This window comes from Streptomyces sp. NPDC058373 (assembly GCF_042723275.1).
GTDB lineage: Bacteria > Actinomycetota > Actinomycetes > Streptomycetales > Streptomycetaceae > Streptomyces.
The window spans coordinates 1-23,982 of sequence record NZ_JBHXJE010000039.1 but is presented as its reverse complement, the minus strand read 5'-3'; the positions used below and the strand labels follow the sequence as shown (position 1 = coordinate 23,982).

At 75.8% G+C, this 23,982-nt stretch carries 3 protein-coding genes; 1 reads left to right on the top strand and 2 read right to left on the bottom strand.

Annotated features, from left to right (window positions below):
* Positions 1 to 139: 139 nt before the first annotated feature.
* Positions 140 to 1,711 (top strand): Mur ligase family protein, encoded by a 1,572-nt coding sequence (locus ACFWMZ_RS21080; protein WP_383203379.1) that lies wholly within the window; start codon positions 140 to 142, stop codon positions 1,709 to 1,711.
* Positions 1,712 to 1,728: 17 nt separating this feature from the next.
* Here ACFWMZ_RS21080 and ACFWMZ_RS21075 read toward each other — a convergent pair whose 3' ends face one another.
* Entirely contained in the window at positions 1,729 to 14,124 is a 12,396-nt protein-coding gene (locus ACFWMZ_RS21075; protein WP_383203377.1) for an amino acid adenylation domain-containing protein, read from the bottom strand.
* A 123-nt stretch (positions 14,125 to 14,247) separates the two neighbouring features.
* A partial coding sequence (locus tag ACFWMZ_RS21070) for an amino acid adenylation domain-containing protein (RefSeq protein ID WP_383203374.1) occupies positions 14,248 to 23,982 on the bottom strand: 9,735 nt, incomplete at its 5' end.

Below are 23,982 nucleotides of genomic sequence, written 5' to 3'. Positions count from 1 at the left end.
TACCCCAGGGGCTTTTGGTTATCTTCTGTCGGGGCGGTGCGGGCCCCCGGCCGGGCCGCCACGGCTCGGAGGCCGGTGCGCACCATGCGTCCGGCAACGCGTACCGCCGGTGGCCGCGCCCGGAACGTGGAGGTGGACGATGGCCAGTGCTCATCCGCGGGAGGACCGTCCACCCGCGGTACCGCTGTGCCTGGACGAGCTCCTGGCCGTCCTGCGCGGCCTGGCCGCCGAGGCCCGGCTGATCGCCCGGCCCGGGGACGGGCGGGTCCGGGTGCACGGGGTCACGCTGGACAGCGCCGACGTCGTCCCCGGCGACCTCTTCGCCGGCCTGCCCGGACGGCTCCGGCACGGGGCCGACTACGCCGACCGGGCCGCCGGAGCCGGGGCCGTCGCGCTGCTCAGCGACCGCCCCGACCCCCGTCTGCCCTCCCTGGTCGTCGACCACCCCCGCCGGGTGCTCGGCCCCCTGAGCGCCCGCCTCTACGGCGACCCGTCACACGCCCTGTCCGTGTACGGGATCACGGGGACCAACGGCAAGACCAGCACCACGCACCTGGTCGCCGCCGGCCTGGAGGCCGCCGGCCGCCGCGTCGGGCTGGCCGGCAGCCTGGAGACACGCGTACCGGGCCGAGCCGGCCGGACAGCCGTACGCACCACGGCCGAGGCGCCGGCCGTCCAGCGCCTGCTCGCCGGTACACGCCAGTCGGGCGGCACCGACCTGGTGCTGGAGGTCTCCAGCCATGCCCTGGAGCTCGCGCGGGTGGACGGCACCCGCTTCCGGGTCGCCGTCTTCACCAACCTCAGTCCCGACCACCTGGACCTGCACGGGGACCTGGAGCAGTACTACGCCGCCAAGGCATCCCTGTTCAGGCCGGACCGGTGCGCCCATGCCGTGGTCAACATCGGCGACGCCCACGGACGCCGCCTGGCCGCCGAGACGCGTTGCCCCCTGACCACCTTCACCATGGGCTCGGAGCCGGCCGACTGGAGCGCCCGCGTCATCTCCGCGGACGCCGACGGCACCCGCTTCCGCCTTCGCGGTCCAGGTGTCGACCAGGAGGTGAGGCTGCGGCTGCTCGGCGCCCATCAGGCCGACAACGCGGTGGCGGCGGCCGCGGCGTTGTCGGCAGGCGGCGTGGACGTGACGGCGGCCCTGCGCGGCATCGAGAACCTCGCCTCGATCCCCGGGCGGCTGGAGCGCGTCGACACCGGACAGCCCTTCCTGGCCTTCGTGGACTTCGCCCACAACACCGGCGGCCAGGGCCGGCTCCTGCCCTTCCTCCGTTCGCTCGCCGACGGCCGCGTGATCGTGGTCCTGGGCGCGACCGGCGAACGCGACCCCCGAAAGCGGGCCGCACTCGGCGCCACCGCCGCCCACGGCGCCGACCTCGTGATCGTCACCGACGAGAGCGCCCACAGCGAGGACCCCGCGGAACTGCGCGACGCCGTCGCGGCCGGCGCCCTCCGCGGCGGGCGGGCCGCGGTCCACGTGGAACCCGACCGGCGGACCGCGATCTTCGTGGCCGTGGCCGCCGCCCGCCCCGGCGACGTCGTGGTGGTCGCCGGACGCGGCGCGGACCAGCAGCAGACCTCCCGCAGCGGCTCGCGCCCCTTCGACGACCGGGTCGCCCTGCGCCACGCCCTTCTGGAGCGCGCCGAGACCTTCCGTCCGGGCGACTCCGAGAAGGGCCCCGGGGTGTCGGTGCCCTGACCTCGGCGTCGGTCGGGTCAGCCGGTGAGGCAGCCGGCCGCGATCTCCTCCAGGGACCGGACGTAGGCCCTTGCCAGGGTGGTGATCGTGGAGGTGTCGTACATCGCCGCGGAGTAGGACCAGGTGGTGGTCAGGCGGCCGTTCTGGACCAGGGCGGCTATGTCGATGAGGTGGGGACGGGTTTCGGTGAGGGCGAAGTCTCGGCCGGGTAGATCGAGTTCGGTGCGGAGGAGACCCGTGTCGGGGGCGGAGCCGGTGAGGTCGAGGCGGCCGAGGTAGTTGAAGCTGAGTCGGGGGGCGGGGGCCGCGAGGAGGGTCCGGGCGGGGGAGTCGGGGGCGGAGAGGTGGCGCAGGGCGGTGTAGCCGACGCCGTGGTCGGGGATGGTGCGGAGCTGGCGCTTCACCGCGCGGATGGTGGTGGGCCAGTCGGTGGCCGCGGGGGCCTCCAGAACGACCGGGTGGATGGCGGTGAACCAGCCGACGGTGCCGGAGAGGTCGATGGTGTCGAAGAGGTCCTCGCGGCCGTGGCTCTCCATGGCGATGGCGGTGCGGGGGCGGCCGGTCCAGTCGGCGAGGACGCGGGCGAGGGCGGCGAGGAGGATGTCGTTGATCTGGGTGCGGTGGCGGCCTGGGGCGAGGTTCAGCAGGGCGTGGGTGTGGTCGGCGGAGAGGGTCTCGGCGGCGCCGGTCAGTTCGGCGCCGGTGTTGGGGGCGCCGGGGTGGTCGACGGGGAGCGGCAGCGCGGCCGCCTCGGTGGCCGCGTGCCAGTGGTCGAGCTGGTCGTCGAAGCCGCCTTCGGCGACCCGGGCGGCCAGCAGCTCGGCCCACTGGCGGACGGACGAGGTCCGCTCCCGGGGCACCGCCGGTTCGGCACCGGCGGCGGCCAGGGCGTAGGCGGCCTCCAGGTCGTCCAGGAGGACGCGCCAGGAGACGCCGTCGATGACGAGGTGGTGGGCGACCAGGCTCAGCCAGGGGGCCCGGGAGGCTCCCCGGGTGCCGTACAGGACGCGGAAGAGCGGGCCCGAGTCGAGACGGAAGCCCGCCTGGGTCTCGGTGAGGAGGGCCTCCCAGGCCGCTTCGGGATCGGCGGCGGAGGTGAGGTCGTGGACGGTGAGGACGGCGTCGGGGTCGAGGGAGGGGAGGACGCGGCCCGTCCAGCGGCCGGAGGCGGCGTCGGGCGCGTAGACGGCGCGGAGCATGCCGTGGCGTTCGAGGAGGGCGCCGATCGCGCCGCGGAGGGCCGAGGCGTCGGTGTCGGGGGCGAGGGTGAAGGACATCGTCATGTCGAAGTGGGCGGGGGCCTGGGGGTGGGTGGCGAAGAACCACTCGGCGACCGGTACGGGCGGCAGCGGACCCGCCTCGGACTCCTCCCCGGCCGGGGCGTCGGCCGCGCGGGCCGCGTCGGCCTCCTCGGCCAGGCCCGCCACGGTCTGGCCGACGAAGACGTCCCGGGTGTACATGTGCAGGCCCGCGCGCCGGGCACGCGAGACCACCTGGATGGAGAGGATCGAGTCGCCGCCGAGAGCGAAGAAGCTGTCGTGCACGCCGACCCGCTCGACGCCCAGCACCTCCGACCAGATCCGGCAGAGCGTCCGCTCGGTCTCGGTGCGGGGCGCCACGTAGGCGCCGGCCAGGGCACCGTCGTCGTCGGGGGCGGGCAGGGCGCGCCGGTCGGTCTTGCCGCTGGCGTTGACCGGGAGGCCGGCGAGGGTGACGAAGGCGGCGGGGAGCATGTACGCGGGGAGGGAGGCGCCCGCGAACTCCCTCAGCGCGTCGGCCGACGGCGGCTCGGCGCCGGGTGCGGGGACCACGTAGGCGACGATGCGCCGGGTGCCGGGGCGGTCCTCGCGGACGGTCACGGCGGCCTGGCGGACCGCCTCGTGGCGGGTGAGGGCCGCCTCGATCTCACCCAGTTCGATGCGCAGGCCGCGGATCTTGACCTGGTCGTCGGCGCGGCCGACGTACTCCAGCCCGCCGTCGGCGCGCCACCGGACGAGGTCGCCGGTGCGGTACAGGCGTCCCCCGCCGCCCGCCGGGTCCGCGACGAAGCGGGCGCCGGTCAGGGCAGGCCGGCCGAGGTAGCCGCGGGCCAGGACGGCGCCGGCGACGTACAGCTCGCCGGGGACGCCGACCGGGGCCGGGCGGAGCCGGGCGTCGAGGACGGAGACGGCGGCGCCGGTCACCGGGGCGCCGATGGGCGGGGGCGTGGCGTCGCCCGCCGCGGGGACGGGGAGGCGGCCGCTCATCGCGGCGACCACGGTGGTCTCGGTGGGTCCGTAGGCGTTGACCAGGGTGCGGTCGGTGGACCACTGGCGGACCAGCTCCGGGCCGCACGCCTCGCCGCCGGTGAACAGGGTGCGCAGGCCCGGCATCCGGCCGGGCGGGACGCTGGCGAGGACGGTCGGCGGGACGAGGGCGTGCGTGACGCGCTCCTCCTCCACCACCCGGGCCAGCTCCTCACCGGCCAACGGGCCTTCCTGGGACGGGAGGACGAGGGTGCCGCCGCTGCCGAAGGCCAGCAGGAGTTCGAGGACGGAGGCGTCGAAGCCGGGGGAGGCGAGCTGGAGGATTCGGGCGGAGGCGTCGGCCGACGCGCCGCCCGCGCCGGTCAGGGAGCGGGCCAGCGAGGTCAGGCCGGTGTGCGGGACGACGACGCCCTTCGGGCGGCCGGTGGAGCCCGAGGTGTAGATGACGTAGGCGGCCGAGGACGCCGGTACGGCCACCTCGGGAGGCCCGGGCGGCAGGTGGGCCAGCTCGCCGCGGACCGCCGGGTCGTCCAGGACGAGCAGGGGCGGGCCGTCGGCGCGGTGGGCCCCGGCGTGGGCGGCGTCGGTCAGCAGCAGGGCCGCGCCGCAGTCGGCGAGGACGTAGGCCAGGCGCTCGGCGGGCCATGCCGGGTCGACCGGGACGTGGACGCCGCCCGCGCGGACCACGGCGAGGACGGCGGTCGCCCACGCGGCCGACTTCGGCAGCAGCACCGCCACCCGCGTCTCGGCGCCGACACCGCGCCCGAGCAGGAGCCGGGCCAGCCGGTCGGCGTCGGCGTCCACCTCGGCGTACGACAGCTGCGTGCCGCCCGCCGAGACGGCGAGCGCGTCGGGGTGGGCCGCGGCGCGCCGGGCGAACCAGGTGCCGAGCGCGACGGGGGGTACGGCGGCCGGGCCGGTGCCGCGCCGCCGCGCCTCGCCCGCCTCTGCGGCGGAGACCGCCGGGACGGCACCCAGCGTGCGGTCCGGGTCGGCGCAGACCTCCTCGATCAGGCGGGCCAGGTCGGCGGCGAGGCGGTCGGCGGTGGCGGCGTCGAAGAGGGCGGGGTCGTAGGCGAGGGTCATGCTCAGGCCGGAGCCCTGGCCGTCACCGGCCGACGTGCCGCCACCGGCGGCGGCGCCCGCGATCAGGGTGAGCGGGTAGTTGGTGGCCTCGACGGCCTGGACGTCGCGGAGTGCGACGCCGTGGCGGGCGGCGCCGTCCGCGTCGACCGGGTAGTTCTCGAAGACGAGGAGGGTGTCGAAGAGCGGGGTGCCCGAGGGGAGTTCGGTGGCGATGTCGCGCAGGGCCACGTACTCGTGCGGGCCCGCGTCGGAGGCGTGCCGCTGGATCGCGGTGAGCCAGTCGCCGATCCGCAGGGCGGGGTCGGTGTCGACGCGCACCGGCAGGGTGTTGATGAAGAGGCCGAGGATCTCCTCGGCGCCGGGCAGTTCGGCTGGACGGCCGGAGACCGTCGCCCCGAAGACCACGTCCCGGCCGCCGCCGTGGTGGGCGAGCAGCAGCGACCAGGCGCCCTGGACCAGGGCGTTGGGGGTGACGCGGTGGCGCCGGGCGAAGGCGGTCGCGCGGGTGGCGGCGGCCGGGGTGAGCGGCACCTCGACGCGGGCCGTGGAGCGGCCCCGGTGCGTCGGCGGGGCGGGGCGGTCGGTGGGCAGGGCCACCGGCTCGGTGAAGCCGGCCAGCCGCTCGCGCCAGTAGGCCCGGCCCTCGGCGTGGTCGCGCCCGGCCAGCCAGCCGAGGTAGTCGCGGAACGGGCCGCGCGCGGGCGCGCCCGGTCCGCCGGTGGTGAGGGCCGCGTACTCGGCGATCACGTCGGTGAGGAGCGCGGCGCTGCTCCAGCCGTCGAGCAGCAGGTGGTGGAAGGTCCAGACGACCTGGACGCGGTCGCCGGGGAGCCGGGCCAGCAGCACCCGGGAGAGCGGTGCCGAGGCGAGGTCCAGGCCGCGCCGCCGCTCCTCGGCGAGCGCGTCGGCCACCGCGGCCGCCCGCTCGTCCTCGGTGCGGCTTCGCCAGTCCTCGACCGCCAGCGGCAGCGTGACCTCGCGGTGCACGATCCGCACCGGCCCGTCGGCCGCCTCCCAGGCGACCGAACTCCGCAGCGCGTCCGACCGCTCCACCACCCGCTGCCAGGCCCGGGCCAGGGCGCCGGTGTCACTCACCCCGTCGAGGACGCAGGCGAACTGCTCCAGGTACGCCCCGGTGCCCGGACCGTCCAGGGTGTGGAAGAGCATGCCCGCCTGGAGGGGGGTCAGCGGGCAGATGTCGGCGACGTTCCGCCCGTCGCCCGCCAGCCGGTCCACCTCACCCTGGCCGAGGGCGACCAGGGGGAAGTCCGAGGGGGAGCAGCCGCCCGCCTCCGGGGTGGCGCAGTGCGCCACGAACTCCTCCAGCTCGGCGAAGAACCGGTCGGCCAGCGCCCGGACCGTCTCCTCGCGGTGCAGGCCCGGCGAGTAGGTCCAGGCGAAGGTGAGCCGGCCGTCCTCGATGCCGCCGACCACGTCGAGGAGGTGGTGGCGCCGCTCGCGGCCGCTCCGGTCGCCTCCGGCGTCGGGCAGCTCGGCGGCGTACAGCCCGTCCCGGGCGGACGGCGCGGCCTCCCCGCCGGCGGCGGGGGCGACCACGTCGAACTGGCCGTGGTAGTTGAACGAGACCTGCGGGTCGCGGAGTTGCCGTACGGCGTCGGCGGGCGTGCCCGGCCGGCCGAGGTGGCGCAGCGCGCCGAAGCCGACACCCCGGTCGGGGACGGCGCGGAGCTGCTCCTTGACCGCGGTCACGCTCTCCTTCCAGCCCTCGCCCGGCGGCAGGGCGGGGGCGAAGGGGTGGAGCGAGGTGAACCAGCCGACGGTGCGGGTCAGGTCGACGTCGTCGAAGAGTTCCTCGCGGCCGTGGCCCTCCAGGGCGATCGCCACCCGGTCGCGCCCGGTCCAGCCGCGCAGGGTGCGGGCCAGCGCGGTGAGCAGGACCTCGTCGGTGCGGGTGCGGTGGACGGCCGGGACGCGGCGCAGCAGGGCGGCGGTCCGATCGGCGCTGAGGGAGCCCAGCAGGGTGCGCTCCTCGCCGACGGTCCGGGAGCCGCCGGGGGTGTCCACCGGCAGCTCGGTCGCCGCGCCCTCCAGGGCCGTACGCCAGTACGCCGCCTGCGCGTCGAAGCCGCCCGCGGCGACCCGGCCCGCCAGCCGGTCGGCCCACTGGGCCACCGAGGTGGTCTTCTCGCCGAGGTCGGGGGCGAGCCCGGCGGCCACCTGCCGGTACGCGCTCTCCACGTCGGCGAGCAGGACGCGCCACGAGACGCCGTCGACCACCAGGTGGTGGGCGGTGAACTGGACCCGGGGCGCCCGCCCGCCGCCGGGCAGGCCGACGACGACGCGGAACAGCGGCCCGGCGAGCCGGAGCCCGGCCGCGGCCCGGGAGGCGGCCTGGCGCCAGGCGGCGTCGAGGTCGGGGGCGCCGGAGAGGTCGTACGGCTGGAAGACCGCGTCCAGGTCGGCCTCCGGCAGGATCACGGCGGTGGCGGCGCCCTCGGGGCCGGGCGCCGCGAAGCTGGTCCGCAGCGCGTCGTGGTGGTCCAGGACGGCGCCGACCGCCGACCTCAGGTGGGCGAGGTCGGTGTCCGGGCGCAGCTCGAACGCCATCGACATGGCGAAGTGGTCGGGGTCGACCGGATGGTGCGCGAAGAACCACTCGCGGATCGGGGTGGTCGCCACCGGCCCGGTCACCCGGCCCTGCTCGGCCAGGACGGCCTTCGCCGCGCCAACGCCGGGCGCCTCGGTGGCGGCGGCGACGGCCGCCAGGGCCGCCACGGTCTGGCGGGCGAAGACGTCCCGCGAGGAGATCTCGATCCCGGCCCGGCGGGCCTTGGCGACCAGCTGGATGCTGAGGATCGAGTCGCCGCCCAGGTCGAAGAAGTTGTCGTGCGCGCCGACGCGTTCGACGCCCAGCACCTCCGCCCAGATCCCGGCGAGGACCGCCTCCGCGCCGGGCCGGGGCGCGGTGTACCCGCCGTCGGCGGGCGCGGCCGGGGCGGGCAGCGCGGCCCGGTCGGTCTTGCCGTGGGCGTTGAGCGGCAGCCGCTCCAGCAGGACGAAGGCCGAGGGGACCATGTACTCGGGCAGCACGGCCGCCGCGTGCTCCCGCAGGACGGCCGGGTCGGCCGCGCCGGGCGCCGCCGGGACGACGTACGCCACCAGCCGCGCCGAGCCGGGGGCGGCGCCGTCGGCCGGGGCGTCGGCGGGCCGGGCGTCCACCACGACCTGGGCGACGGAGGCGTGGAGGGCGAGGACGCTCTCGATCTCGCGGGGCTCGACGCGGAACCCGCGCACCTTGAGCTGGTCGTCGCCGCGGGCCACGTACTCCAGCTCCCCGTCGGCGCGGCGGCGGACCACGTCGCCCGTCCGGTACAGGCGGCCGCCGTCGCCGAACGGGTCGGCGACGAACGCTCCCGAGGTGAGCCCCGGCCGGTCCAGGTAGCCGCGCGCCAGGCCGCTCCCGGCGACGTACAGCTCACCCGGCACGCCGACCGGCACCGGCCGCAGCCAGGCGTCCAGGACGTGCGCCTCGGCGGCGGTGACCGGGGTGCCGATGGGCGGGACGCCGAGGCCGGGGGCGAGTGGGGCGCTCATGGTGGCGCAGACGGAGGTCTCGGTCGGGCCGTACGCGTTGACCATCGTGCGGCCCGGCGCGTACCGGTCCACGGTCTCCGGCGGGCACGCCTCGCCCGCCACCACCAGCACGGGCGGCAGGTCGGCCGGGTCCAGCGCCGCCACCAGGGCGGGCGGCAGGGTCGCGTGGGTGACGCCGGAGGCGGCCACGACCGGGCCGAGCCTGGCGCCCCAGTCGGTGGTGGCCGCGCCCTGCTCGGGGGGCTCCACCACCAGGGTCGCGCCGGTGAGCAGCGCCATCGACAGCTCCCACCAGGAGGCGTCGAAGCCGGGCGAGGCGAACTGCAGGACCCGCGAGCCCGCACCTACGCCGAGCCGGGCCGCCTGGGTCGCGGCGAGCGCGCAGAGCCCGGCGTGGGTCACGGTCACGCCCTTGGGGCGGCCGGTCGAACCGGAGGTGTAGATGACGTACGCCCCCGCGGTGAGCGGGACTTCTGGCAGGGCGGGCGCTCCGGCCTCGGGCGCGCCCCGATCGTCGGGGGCGTCGAGGAGCAGGACCGAGAGCTGGCCGGCGTCCGGGAGGCGGTCGGCCGCGCGCAGCGCCTCGGCCTGGGCCCGGTGGGTGAGGAGGAGCCGTGCCCCGCAGTCGGCGAGGACGTAGCCGGTGCGGTCGGCCGGGTAGGACGGGTCGACCGGTACGAAGGCCGCGCCGGCCTTGAGCACCGCGAGCACGGAGACGACGTGGTCGACGGAGCGCGGCAGCAGCAGGGCCACCCGCGACTCCACGCCGACCCCCGCGCGGACCAGGCGTCGGGCCAGGTGGTCGGCGCGATCATCCAGTTGGCGGTAGGTGAGCCGGGTGCCGTCGGAGCAGCGCAGGGCGGTCGCCTCGGGGGCGGCCGCGACCTGGCGGGCGAAGAGGGCGGGCGCGGAGAGCGCGGGCGCCTCGGCCGGCGCGATGGCCGCCGCCGGGGTGCCGTCCGCCTCGTCGGGGAGGGCGGCCACCGCGAGCAGCGGGGTGCCCGGCGCGGTGAGGGCCGCCTCGGCCAGCCGCAGCCACCAGCGGGAGAGCCGGGCGACGGTGGCCGCGTCGAAGAGGTCGGTGTTGTACTCGACCCCCGCCAGCAGCGCAGCCCCCTCCTCCCGGAAGCCGAAGGTCAGGTCGAACTGCGCGGTGTCCCGCGCCACCTCCAGCGGCGCCACCTCCAGACCCGGCAGGGCGAGCGGCTGCTCGTCCGGGGTGTTCTGGAGGCTCACCATGGCCTGCACCAGCGGGGTGCGGCTGGTGTCGCGGTCGGGGGCGAGCCGGTCCACCAGCAGGCTGAACGGCACGCTCTGATGGGCGAAGGCGTCCAGGACCGTGCCCCGCACCCCGGCGAGGAGACCGGGGAACGTCAGGGTCTCGTCCACCCGCGAGCGGAGCACCAGCGTGTTGACGAAGAAGCCGACCAGCCCTTCGAGTTCGGTGCGGTCGCGCCCGGAGACGGCGGTGCCCACGGCCACGTCGCGCTGCCCGGTCCACCGGGAGAGCAGCAGCTGCGTCACCGCCGTCAGCGTCATGAACAGGCTCGCGCCCTCGCTCCGCCCGGCCGCGCGGAGGCGGCCCGCGAGCGCGTCCGGCACCTCGAAGGTGTGCAGGGCTCCGGCGGAGGTGCGGACGGCCGGGCGTGGCCGGTCGGTGGGCAGGGCCAGCGGCTCCAGACCGGCCAGTGCCCGCGTCCAGTGCGCCATTTCGTCCTCGGCCACGGAGCGGTCGCGCTGCCAGGCGGCGAAGTCCGGGTACTGGAGGGGCAGAGCGGGCAGCCGCGCCTCCCGGCCCGCCACGGCCGCCTCGTAGAGAGCGGCGAGCTCGCGGGTGACGACGCCCATGGACCAGCCGTCGGTGACGATGTGGTGCATCGCCAGGACGAGTACGTGTTCGTGCTCCGCCCTGCGCAGGAGCAGGACCCGCAGCAGCGGCCCGGTCCGCAGGTCGAACGGCCGGGCGGCCTCCCGGCGTACGGCCTCGTCCAGCTCCTCCACCCCGTCCGGGCCCGCGCTCACCTCGGCCGTGCGGAACTCCACCTGGTGGTCGGCGGCCTCGTGCACGACCTGCACACCGCGCCCCTCGACCGAGTCGAAGGTGGTGCGCAGCGCCTCGTGCCGGGCGACCAGGGCGGTGAACGCCGAGCGCAGCGCGGTGACGTCGAGGTCGCCGGTCAGCCGCAGGGCGTCCACCACGTTGTACTCGACGGTGGAACCGGCGAACTCCTCCAGGAACCAGAGCCGTTCCTGCGCGAAGGAGAGCGGCAGGTCGCCGTTGCGCGGCGCCGGGGCGATGGCCGCCCCGTCCGCCTCGGGCGCGGCGGCGCTCTCCACGGTGGCGGCGAGCCCCGCGACGGTCGGGTGCTCGAAGAGGGCGCGCGGCGACAGCTCCACCTCGCAGGCCGCCCGGATGCGGGAGACGACCTGGAGGCTGGTGATGGAGTCGCCGCCCAGCGAGAAGAAGTCGTCGTGCACGCCGACGCGTTCGGCGCCCAGCACCTCCGACCAGACGCGGGCGAGGGTCTCCTCGGTGGGGGTGGTGGGCGCGGTGTACGGGGTGTCGGCGGTGAGGCCGGGGGTGGGGAGCGCGCGGTGGTCGATCTTGCCGTTGGGGGTGAGGGGGATCGCGTCGACCGGCACGAACGCGCTCGGGACCATGTACTGCGGCAGCGTGGCGGCGAGGTGGGCGCGGAGGTCGGCCTCGGGCAGGTCACGGGTGGCGACGACGTAGGCGACGAGGTGCCGGCCGCCGGAGGCGGACGCGCGGGCGAGAACCGTGGTGTGGGTGACGTGGGGGTGGGCGAGGAGGGTGGTCTCGATCTCGCTCGGTTCGATGCGGTGGCCGCGGATCTTGACCTGGGTGTCGGTGCGGCCGAGGAAGTGGATGCGGCCGTCGGGGCGTCGGGTGACGAGGTCGCCGGTGCGGTAGAGGCGGGCGCCGGGGTGGTGGGGGTCGGCCACGAACCGGGTGGCGGTGAGGGCGGGTTGGCCGTCGTAGCCGCGGGCGAGGCCGGTGCCGCCGAGGTAGAGCTCGCCGGGGGTGCCCGCCGGGGCCGGGGTGAGGGAGGCGTTTAGGACGTGGGCCTGGGTGTTGTCCATCGGCAGGCCGAGCGGGACCGGGGTGCGCCGGGTGTCGGCGGGGGAGAGTGTGCCGCTGATGGCGAAGGTGGTGGTCTCGGTGGGTCCGTAGACGTGGACGAGGGTGAGGTCGGGGTTGGTTTCCTGGACGCGGGTCATCGCGGTGGGGGAGGCGGCTTCGCCGCCGGTCCAGACCTCGTGCAGGCCGGCGAAGCAGCCGGGGTCCTCTTCCGCGAGGAGGTCGAAGAGGGCCTTGGTGAGGAAGACGGCCGTGACCCCGCCTGCCACGGCGCGGCGGACGACGGGGGCGCTGATCTCCTCCTGGGCGACGGTGAGGGTGTGGCCGTTGAGGAGGGCGGCCCAGATTTCGTAGGTGGCGGCGTCGAAGGAGTGGGGGGAGTGGAAGAGGAGGTGGCGGTGGGCGCCGTTCTGCCAGCGGGTGTCGGCGGCGAGGGCGGTGATGTCGGCGTGGGTGACGGCGACGCCCTTGGGTTTGCCGGTCGAGCCCGAGGTGAACATGACGTACGCGAGCCCGTCCCGGTGCACGGGAACGGCGGGCCGGGTTCCGGTTCCGGGCTCGGCGTCCACCGGTAGCGCGGGGACCCCGGCGACGGTCGCCTGGTCGCGGCCATGGTCGGTGAGGACCAGGACGGTTCCGCTGCGGGTGAGGATGTCCCGCGTGCGCTCCTCGGGGTTGGCGGCGTGCAGGGGTACGTAGGCGCCTCCGGCCTTCAGTACGGCGAGCATGGCGACGACCACGTCCGCCGAGCGCTCCAGGAGCAGCCCGACCCGGGACTCGGCGGTGACGCCCCGCTCGGCCAGGGCGCGGGCCAGCCGTTCGGCCCGCCCGTCCAGCTCGGCGTAGGTCAGCCGCAGACTGCCGCAGGTGAGGGCTACCGCGTCCGGGGTCTCCGCGACCCGGGCCGCGAAGGCGGCGGGGACGGAGGTGGGCGGTACGTCGACCGTGGTGCCCTCGGCGGCGGCGAGCGCCTCGTCACGTTCCGCGCGGCCCAGCATCGGAAGCGCGCCCAGCGGCCGGTCGGCGTCGCCGGCGGCCAGCCCCGCCGCCAGCTCCAGCCAGTGTCCGGCCATCCGCGCCACCGTCTCCGCGTCGTACAGGTCCGTGCTGTACTCGACGGCGCCCACCAGCGCCCCGCCCGCCCCCGCCTCCTCGAACTCGAACATGAGGTCGAAGGGGAGGGAGTCGCGGGAGACGCTCAGCGGCTCGACGCGCAGGCCGGGGAAGTCGGGGGCCGGGCCCGTCGCGCCCTGGAGCACCACCATGGCCTGGACGAGGGGCATCCGGCCGGGGTCGCGGTCCGGCGCGACCGCGTCCACCACGCGGTCGAAGGGGACCTCCTGGTGGTCGAAGGCCTCCACCACCGTGGCCTTGGTCGACGCGAGGAAGTCACCGACCGTCGTGGCGCCGTCCACCCGCGAGCGCAGCACGAGGGTGTGGACGAAGAAGCCGATCAGCTCCTCCAGCTCGGCGCGGTCGCGCCCGGCGGTGACCGTGCCCAGGGCCACGTCCCGCTGTCCGCTGTAGCGGCCGAGCAGCAGGTGGGTGGCGGCGGTCAGCAGCATGAAGAGGCTGGTGCCGTGCTCCCGGCCGACCCGGGCCAGCCCGGCCGCCGTCGCCGCCGGGACGGCGAAGGTGTGCACCGCGCCCGCCCCGGTGCGGACCGCCGGACGCGGCCGGTCGGCCGGCAGCTCCAGCGGCTCCAGCCCGGCCAGCTTCTCCTTCCAGTACGCCAGTCCGCCGGCCGTCCCGGCGTCGGTGAGCCGGTCGTGCTGCCAGGCGGCGAAGTCGGCGTACTGGAGCGGCAGCGCGGGCAACTCCGCCGCTGCGCCGCGTAGTTCGGCGGCGTAACAGGTGGCGAGTTCGCCGGTGAGGATGTCCAGGGAGCGGCCGTCGCTGATGATGTGGTGCATCGAGAGCAGCAGGACGTGCCGGTCGGCGGCGAGCCGCACCACCAGCACGCGCAGGAGCGGCCCCCGCCGGAGGTCGAACGGGGTCAGCAGCCGCTCCCGCAGCACCTGGTCCACGTCACCGCCCGCCGGAAGCTCCACCGCCTCGACCGGGAGCGCCTGCTCCGGGTGGACGACCTGGAGGACCCGCCCGTCCACCGCGTCGAACGTGGTCCGCAGCGCCTCGTGCCGGGCCACGACCGACGCCACCGCCCGCTCCAGCGCCCCCAGGTCCAGCGCGCCCGTCATCCGCAGCGCCAGACCGGAGTTGTACTCGGCGCCGCCCGGGCTGTACTCCTCCAGGAACCACAGCCGCCGCTGGGCGAACGAGGCGGGCAGCTCGCCGGTGCGGTCGGCGGGGCGGATGGCCTGCGCGTCGGGGACCACCGCCTGTCCGGACATGCGGGCGCGCAGCAGCGCCTGCAGGTCCTTCGGCAGTGCGCTGATCCGGCTCTCCCGCGACGAGGGCGTGGTCATCTGGAATCTCCCTGTGAGACATGGTCGAGGTGGGGCCGGGCGCACCGGCCCCACCCGTTTCGGTGGGGCCGGTGCGCTCCAGGCCGGTGGGCCGGCGGGGGCGGGCGGTGCCGCCGGGCCGGCTCAGCCCTGGCAGACGCCGCGCAGGGCGGCGGTGAAGCCGTCGGCGAGGGCGGTGACGGTGGAGGCGCGGTGGACGGCGGCCGAGTAGTACCAGGTGACGACGAACGTCCCGTCGTCCACGGCGGCGACCACGTCGATCAGGTGGTTGCGCTCCTGCCGCAGCCCGTGCTCCGGCCCGGCGGGCGGCAGCGCCGTGGAGAGCAGCCCGCTCTCGCCGGACCCGCCGCCGAACTGGCCCAGGTAGTTGAAGCTGATCAGCGGATCGGGGTCGCCGGCCAGCTCCCCGCTCAGGTACCGCAGGGCGCCGTAGCCGACACCGCGTTCCGGTACGGCGCGGAGCTGGCGCTTGACCGACCGCATGGTGGCGGGCCAGTCGGCGTCCGCGCCGCCGTCCCCCGGCTCGGGGAGGGTGAGGGCGACCGGGTAGATCGAGGTGAACCAGCCGACGGTGCGGGTCAGGTCCACGTCCTCGAAGAGCTCCTCGCGGCCGTGGCCCTCCAGGTTGACCGCCACGCGGTCGTGCCCGGTCCACTCGCGCAGGGTGCGGGCCAGTGCGGCCAGCAGCACGTCGTTGATCTGCGTACGGAACCGGCCCGGCACCTGGTGGAGCAGCGCGTGCGTCTCGTCGGCGTCCAGACGGGACTGGACCGCCGCCTGGTCGGCGACGAGGTTGGTGCCGTCCGGTGTGTCGAGCGGCACGGCGAACTCGGCCGCCTCCGTCACCGACCGCCAGTACTCCACCTGGTCGGCGAAACCGCCCTCCTGGACGTGGTTCCCGAGCCGCTCGGCCCAGTACCGCACGGAGCTGGACTTCGGGCCCAGGTCGGTCGCGCCGACCGAGAGGGCCTGCTCGTAGGCGGCGGCCAGGTCGCCGAGGACGATCCGCCAGGAGACCCCGTCGATGACCAGGTGGTGCGCGGTGACCAGCAGCCGCAGCGGCGGCTCCGGCTGCCCCGGCCCCGCCGGAGCCGCCGGCCTGCCGACGACGACGCGCAGGAGCGGGCCCCGCTCCAGGTCGAGCCCGGCCTTGGTCCGGGTCGCCAACTCCAGCCATGCGGCCTCCTCCTGGGCGCCGAAGGGCAGGTCGTGCACGGCGAAGACCTCGTCCACCTCGACCGCGGCGGCGATCCGCCCGGACCAGCCGCCCTCCGCGGTACGGGTGAAGGTGGAGCGCAGCGCGTCGTGCTGGGCCAGCAGGGCCTCGACGGCGCTCCGCAGCGCGCCGAGGTCGGTGCCGGCGGGCAGCGCGAACGAGGTGGACATCGTGTAGTGCCCGGGGTCCACCGGGTGGGTGGCGAAGAACCACTCCCGTACGGGCGTGGGGGCCACCGCGCCGAGGACCGCGCCCTGCTGCGCGCCGCCGTCGTCCGCCACCTGGCCGTTCTCGTCCACCGCCGCCGCGAGGGCGGTGATGGTCGGGTGGAGGAAGACGTCCCGGGAGGTCAGGACGAGCCCGGCGCGGCGCGCCCGCGACACCACCTGGAGGCTGATGATGGAGTCGCCGCCCAGGTCGAAGAAGTCGTCCTCGACCCCGACCTGGCCCAGCCCCAGCACCTCCGCCCAGACCTCGCTCAGCACCCGCTCGGTCTCGGTGCGGGGCGCGGTGTAGACGTGGTCGGCCGCCTCGAACCGGGGGGCCGGGAGGGCGTTCCGGTCCAGCTTGCCCGCCGCGTTGAGGGGGAGGGCGTCGAGGGTGACGAAGGCCGACGGGACCATGTGGTCGGGCAGGGTGCGGGCGAGGTGCGCCCGGACGTCGGCCGGGTCGGCCTGCTGGTGGTCGGTGGTGACGAGGTACGCCGTCAGGTACTTGGTGCCCGGCTGGTCCTCGCGGGCGACGACGGCCGCGTGGGTGAGGCGGGGGTGGGCGAGGAGGGTGGTCTCGATCTCGCCGGTCTCGATGCGGTGGCCGCGGATCTTGATCTGGTGGTCGTTGCGTCCGGCGTACTCCAAGGCGCCGTCGACGTGCTGGCGGACGAGGTCGCCGGTGCGGTAGAGGCGCCGGCCGGGCTGGTAGGGGTGGGCGACGAAGCGGTGTGCGGTGAGGTGGGGCTGGTTGTGGTAGCCGCGGGCGAGGCTGCCCGCGAGGTACAGCTCGCCCCAGGCGCCGGTCGGGACCGGGTTGAGTGTCGAGTCCAGGACGTAGGCGCTCTTTCCCGCCAGGGGGCGGCCGATGGGGACGGTGGTGCCGTGGGGGTCGGGGTTCTCGTGGGAGAACCAGCCGGTGGCGTAGACGGTGGCCTCGGTGGGGCCGTAGATGTTGGCGACGGTGGTGCGGGGGAGGGCGCGGCGCGCCTGGGTGAGGAGGGTGGTCGGGAAGGCCTCCCCGGCCAGGACGAGGAGCTTCGGGCCGAGTCGGGTGGTGGGGTCGGTGACCAGGGCCTGGAAGGCGGAGGGAACGGCGGAGACGAGGGTGCCGTCCCAGGCGGGGTGGTCGGTGAGGGTCAGGATGTTGTGGGCGATCTCCAGCGTGCCGCCGCTCGCGAGGGTGCCGAAGAGTTCGAAGACGGAGACGTCGAAGTTGAGGCTGGTGGAGAAGAAGGTGTGGGCGAAGGTGTCTTCACCCAGCGTCGTGGCCCATTCCACCAGGCGGCTCATTGCGTGGTGCGGGATGACGACACCCTTGGGCAGTCCGGTCGAGCCCGAGGTGTAGATGACGTACGCCGCGTTCTGCGGGGTGACCGGCGGATGCGCGACCGGGCCGGAGGCGCCGGCCAGGGCCGCGGTGATCACCGAGGCGTCGACGGTGAGGTGGGTTCCGCTGTCCGCCTCCATGTGCTGGAGCCGGTCGGCCGGGTACTCCGGGTCGAGGGGCACGTACGCCGCGCCGGTCTTGAGCACGGCCAGGGCGGCGACGACCAGGTCCGGGGTGCGCGGGAGCGAGATGCCGATGCGCTTCTCGGGCCCGGCGCCCAGGGCGATCAGGTGCCGGGCGAGCTGGTCGGTTCGCCGTCCCAGCTCCGCGTAGGTGAGGGTGGTGCCGCCGTGCAGGAGCGCCACGGCCTCGGGCGTACGGGCGACCTGGTCGGCGACCGTCGCGAGGACCGAGCGGAAGGGGCCGGCGGCCTCGCTCCCGGCACCGGCCGCCGCGCGGAGGGCGGCGCGCTCGGCCGGCTCCGCCATGGTGAGCTGGGCCAGCGGCGCCGACGGGGCGGCCACGGCCTCCTCGGCGAGGGTCAGCCAGTGGCGGCAGAGCCGCTCCACCGTCGCCGCGTCGAACAGGTCCGTGTTGAACTCGGCGATCGCCGCGAGCCCGCTCCCCCCGGTCTGCTGGAAGTGCAGGCTCAGCTCGAACTGCGCGGCCTCGCGCGGCATCGGCTGCTCCGCCACCCGCAGCCCGGGCAGGTCGAACTCGCCGGCGGGCGCGTTCTGGAGCGCCACCAGCGCCTGCACCAGCGGGGTGCGGCTGGTGTCGCGCTCGGGGGCCAGCTCCTCGATGAGGCGGCTGAACGGCACGTCCTGGTGGGCGAAGGCGTCGAGCGTCGTCGTCCGTACGTCGTCCAGCAGTTCGGTGAACGAGGCCGTGGCGTCGATCCGCGACCGCAGGACCAGGGTGTTGACGAAGAAGCCGACCAGGTTCTCCAGCTCGGTCCGCTCACGGCCCGAGACCACCGTGCCGACCGCGATGTCGCGCTGCCCGGTGTAGCGGGAGAGGACCAGCTGCGTCACCGCCGTCAGCACCATGAAGAGGCTGGCGCCACTGGCGTGGGCGACCTTCGCGAGCCGGTCGGCGAGGGCCGGCGGCACCTGGAAGGAGTGCACCGCGCCCGCCGAGGTGCGCACGGTGGGCCGGGGCCGGTCGGTGGGCAGCTCCAGCGGCTCGATGCCGTCCAGCTTCCGGTGCCAGTAGGCGAGTTGCCTGTCGAGCGCCTCGCCGTTCAGCCGCTCGCGCTGCCAGACCGCGAAGTCCGGGTACTGGACGGGCAGCGCCGGGAGGCCGGCGTCCTCGCCGCGTACGGCGGCCGCGTAGAGGGCGCTCAGCTCGCGGGTGATGACCCCCATCGACCAGCCGTCGGTGACGATGTGGTGCATCGAGAGGACCAGGACGTGCTCCTCGTCGGCGCCGGAACCCTCGCCGGTCCCGGGGACCTGGGCGAGCAGGACCCTGACGAGCGGTCCCGCCATCAGGTCGAACGGCTCGGCCGCCTCGGTGCGCAGGAGCGCGTACAGCTCCTCGGGGGTCCCCGGCGAGAAGGCGCGGACCGGTACGGGCACGCTGTCGTGCACCACCTGGACCCCGCGGCCCGCGACGGAGGCGAAGGTGGTCCGCAGCGCCTCGTGCCGCTCCACCAGCCCCGCCACCGCCGCACGCAGCGCGGCCAGGTCGACGGTGCCGGTCAGCCGCAGGGCGCCGGTGATGGTGTACTCCACCCCGCCCGGCGTGAAGTTCTCCAGGAACCAGAGGCGTTCCTGCGTGAAGGAGAGCGGCAGGTAGCCGTCCCGGGGCGCCCGGGTGACGGCCGTCTCGACGGCGTCCTCGCGGGCGTCGATCTCGGCGGCGAGCCGGGCCACGGTCGGGTGGTCGAAGAGGGCGCGCGGGGTGAGGTGGGTGCGGAGCGCGGTGCGGATGCGGGAGGTGACCTTGAGGCTGGAGATGGAGTCACCGCCCAGGGCGAAGAAGTCGTCGTGCGCACCGACCCGTTCGGCGCCGAGGACTTCGGCCCAGATGCCCGCCAGGGCCTGCTCGGTGGGGGTGGCCGGGGCGGTGTACGCGCTCCCGGTGCCGGCCGCCAGGTCGGGGGCGGGCAGCGCGCGCCGGTCGACCTTGCCGTTGACGGTCAGCGGGATCGCGGCGACGGCGGTGAAGGCGGCCGGGACCATGTACGTGGGCAGGTTCTCGGCGAGGTGGGCGCGGAGGGCCTCCGCGGCCGTGCCGCCGTCCTGCCCGGGCCCCCCGTCGGCGTCGGCGGCCAGGACGACGTACGCCACCAGGTACTTGGTGCCGGGCCGGTCCTCGCGGGCGAGGACGCAGCTCTGCGTGACGGCGGGGTGGGCGAGGAGGGCGGTCTCGATCTCGCTGGTCTCGATGCGGTAGCCGCGGATTTTGACCTGGGTGTCGGTGCGGCCGAGGAAGTCGATGCGGCCGTCGGTGCGCCAGCGGGCGAGGTCGCCGGTGCGGTACAGGCGCCGCCCCGCGTGGTACGGGTCGGCGACGAACCGCTGGGCGGTGAGGCGGGGTTGGCTGTGGTAGCCGCGCGCCAGGCCGGTGCCGCCGAGGTACAGCTCGCCGGGGACGCCGACCGGGACGGGGCGCAGGGCGCTGTCCAGGAGGTAGGCGTGGGTGTTGTCCATCGGCGTGCCCAGCGGGGCGGGACCGGTGGCCACGTCCTGGGCGTCGAGAGGGCCGGTGACGGCGAACGTGGTGGTCTCGGTGGGTCCGTAGCCGTTGACCAGGGTGAGGCCGGGGTGGCGGGTGAGCAGGGTGTGGGCGGCGTGGTGGGGGACGGCGTCGCCGCCGGTCCAGACTTCCCGCAGGCCCGTGAAGCACTCGGGGTCCTCTTCGACGAGGACGCCGAAGAGGGCGGCGGTGATCCACAGGGCGGTGACTCCGTCGGCGACGGCCTGGCGGATGGTGGCGGTGGTCAGGTCCTCGGTGGCGACGGTGAGGGTGTGGCCGTTGAGGAGCGGCACCCAGACCTCGTAGGTGGCGGCGTCGAAGGAGTGCGGGGAGTGGAACAGCACGCGCTCGTGGGCACCGCTCCGGAAGCGCCCGTCGGCCGCCAGCGCCACGATGTCGGCGTGGGTGATCGCGACGCCCTTGGGGACGCCGGTCGAGCCCGAGGTGAACATGACGTACGCCAGCGAGTCCGGGCGGCCCGCGCCCGGCGCCGGGGCGGTCCCGGCCGGGGCCGCGCCGACCTCGACCACCGGCAGGGCGGCCAGGACCGCGCGCTCCCGGAGAGCGGCGTCGGTGACGATCACCGTGGCGCCGCTGCCGTCCACGACCTGGCGGATCCGCTCGTCCGGGTACCCGGCGAAGAGCGGGACGTACGCGCCGCCGGCCTTCAGCACGGCGAGCATCGCCACCACGACGTCGGCCGAACGCTCCAGCAGCAGCGCCACCCGGCTCTCCGCGCCCGGCGTCACGCCCTGCTCGGCGAGGACCCGGGCCAGACGGTCGGCGCGGGCGTCCAGCGCGGCGTAGGTGAGGGTGACGCCGTCGCACTCCACCGCGACCGCGTCCGGTGCCGCGGCCACCCGCGCGGCGAAGGCTGCGGGCACGGTGCTCCGGCCGGAGGCCGGGTCGACGGTGCCGCTCCACTCCTCCGCGACCGTCCGCCACTCCGCCTCCGCGAGGAGCGGCAGCCGTCCCACGGGGAGCCCGTCGGAGTCGGCCAGCGCGGTGACGGCCTGCCTGAGGCGGCCCGCGAGGCGGTCGGCCGTACCGGCGTCGAAGAGCCCCGGGTCGTAGGAGAGGACCATGTCCAGGTGGTCGCCGACCGCCGAAGCGACCAGCGTGAGCGGGTAGTTGGTGGACTCCACGGCGCTCATGCCGCGGACGCCCAGCCCGTGCCGGCCCGTGGTCTCCTTGTCGACCGGGTAGTTCTCGAAGACCACCAGGCTCTCGAAGAGCGAGGCGCCCGGGGCGACGTCCGCGGTGATGTCGGAGAGCGCCACGTACTCGTGGCTCCGCGCCTCGGCCAGCTCCGCCTGGAGGGAGCCCAGCCAGTCGGCGGCGGGCCGCGCCGGGTCCACCTGGACGCGGACCGGCAGGGTGTTGATGAAGAGGCCGAGGATGGACTCCGCCCCCGGCAGGTCGGCGGGGCGGCCCGAGACCGTGGTGCCGAACACCACGTCCGAGACGCCCGCCTGCTGCCCGAGGACCAGCGCCCAGGCGCCCTGGACGAGGGCGTTGAGGGTGAGGCGGTGGCGCCGGGCGAAGGCGCTCACCCGGGCGGCCGCCGCCGGGTCGAGGGTGACCTCGACGCGGGCGCTCGACGCGCTGTCGCGGGCCTGCCCGGGCGCCCGGTCGTACGGCAGCTCCACCGGCTCCTCGAACCCGGCCAGCGCCCGGCGCCAGTAGGCGCGGCCCGCCTCCTGGTCCTGCGCGGCGAGCCAGCGCAGGTAGTCGCCGAAGGAGCCGCGCACGGCCGGCGCGGCGGCGGCCGGGTCCGTGCCGAGGACGGCGTACTCGGCCACCACGTCGCCCAGCAGCGCGGCGTTGCTCCACCCGTCGAGGAGCAGGTGGTGGAAGGTCCACACCACCTGGACCTCCTCGGGGGCGAGGCGGATCAGCGTCACCCGCAGCAGCGGCCCCTCGGCCAGGTCGACGCCCCGGGCCCGGTCCTCGGCGAGGAAGTCCGCGAGGAGCAGGTCGCGTTCGGCCTCGGCCGCGGCCGACCAGTCGGCGATCCGCACCGGCGCCTCCATCCGCCGGTGCACGACCTGGACGGGCTCCGGTACGCCCTCCCAGGCCAGCGAGACGCGCAGCGCGTCGGCGCGGCCGAGGACCCGCTGCCAGGCGGTGGCGAGCCGTTCGACGTCGCCGACGCCCTCCAGGGTGAAGGTGAGCTGCTCCAGGTAGGCACCGGACTCCGGGTCCGCCAGGGCGTGGAAGAGCATGCCGGACTGGAGCGGCGTCAGCGGGTAGATGTCCTCCACCGCGCGGCCGTCCCCGGCGATCTGGTCCACTTCGGCCTGGCCGAGGGTGACCAGCGGGAAGTCCGAGGGGGTGCAGCCGCCCGCGTCCGGCCGGGCGCAGTGCTCGGCGAAGGCGGCCAGCTCGGCGGCGAAGCCCTCGGCGACGCCCCGCACCGTCGCCTCGCGGTAGGTGTCGGCGGAGTAGAACCAGGAGAAGACCAGCCGGCCGTCCTGGACGGCGCCGACCACGTCGAGCAGGTGCGCCCGGCGCTCGGCGGGCGCGTGGTCGCCGCCCTCGCCGGGCAGCGCCTCGCGGAACAGGCCGCCCTCGGCGCCGTCGCCGGAGACGTCGAACTGGCCGTGGTAGTTGAAGCTGACCAGCGGGTCGAGGCGGCCGACCGGGGCGTCGGCGAGGTGGCGCAGCGCGCCGTGGCCGATACCGCGCTGCGGGATCGCCCGGAGCTGCTCCTTCACGCTCTTGACCGCCGTCGGCCAGTCGCCGTCGGGGTCGTCGCCCGGTTCGGGGAGGGCGAGCGCGATCGGGTGCAGGGAGGTGAACCAGCCGACGGTACGGGTCAGGTCGGTGTCCGCGAAGAGCTCCTCGCGGCCGTGGCCCTCCAGGGTGACCGCCACCCGGTCGTGCCCCGTCCAGCTCCGCAGGGCGCGGGCGAGGGCGGTGAGCAGGACGTCGTTGGCCTGGGTGCGGTAGAGGGAGGACGCCTGCTGGAGCAGGGCCTCGGTCTGGTCGGCGGTGAGCGCGATCGACACGGCCGCCTGCGAGGCGACGGTGTTGCCCCCCTCGGGGAAGTCGACCGGCAGCTCGGCCACGGCCTCGTCGGCCACCGCCCGCCAGTACGGGATCTGGTCGTCGAAGCCGCCCGCGGCGGTGTGCGCGGCCAGCCGCTCGGCCCACTGCCGCACCGAGGTGCCCTTGGGCCCGAGCTCGGCCCGCCCGCCGGCGGCGACCTGCTCGTAGGCGGTCGCCAGGTCCTCCATGAGGACGCGCAGGGAGACGCCGTCCATCACCAGGTGGTGCGCGACGAGGGCGAGCCGCGCGGGCCGCCCCGCGCCCTGCCGGCCGACGACGAAGCGGACCAGCGGGCCCCGCGCCAGGTCGAAGCCGGAGTGGGCGGCGAGGACGGCGGCGCGCCAGCGGGCGTCGGGCGTGGCCGCCGGGTCGGCGGGGTCCGCCGGGGCGGTGAGCTCGTGCGTCTCCAGGACTTCGTCGGCGTGGAGGGCGCTCCGGTACGCGGCCGTGGGGCCCGAGTCCGGGGCGGTGTCGAAGGTGAGCCGCAGGGCGTCGTGGTGGTCGACCACGGCGGCCACGGCCGCGCGCAGGGCGTTCTCGTCGTACTCCGGTGCGAGGGCGACCGCGACCGAGAGGTTGAAGTGCTCGGGCGCGACCGGGTGCGTCTCGAAGAACCAGGCGCGCGCCGGGAGCGCGGGCACCGGCCCGGTGAGCGTGCCCTGCTCCGCCAGCGTCTCGGCGGCCTCCTCGGAGGGCTGGGAGGCGAGGGCGAGGGCGGCGACGGTCGGGTTCAGGAAGACGTCGCGGGAGGTGAGGGAGAGTCCGGCGCGGCGGGCCCGCGAGACCACCTGGAGGCTGATGATCGAGTCGCCGCCGAGGTCGAAGAAGTTGTCGTCGACGCCGACCTGTTCGGCGCCGAGGATCTCCCTCCAGATGTCGGCGAGGAGGTGTTCGGTCTCGGTGCGGGGCGCGGTGTACGCGGTGTGGTGCGTGTCGAAGTGGGGCGCGGGCAGCGCGTTGCGGTCGAGCTTTCCGGCGGTGTTGAGGGGGAGCGCGTCGAGGGTGACGAAGGCCGACGGGACCATGTACTCCGGCAGCGTGGCCGCGAGGTGTACGCGCAGCTCGGCGTCGGGCAGCTCGGCGGTGGCGACGACGTAGCCGACCAGGTGCTTGGTGCCGGGCTGGTCCTCGCGGACGGTGACGGCGGCCTGGGCGACGCCGGGGTGGGCGAGCAGCGCGGTCTCGATCTCGCCGGTCTCGACGCGGTGACCGCGGATCTTGATCTGGTGGTCGTTGCGTCCGGCGTATTCCAGGGTGCCGTCGGGGTGTTGGCGGACGAGGTCGCCGGTGCGGTAGAGCCGCCGGCCTGGGTGGTGGGGGTGGGCGATGAAGCGGGTCGCGGTGAGGTG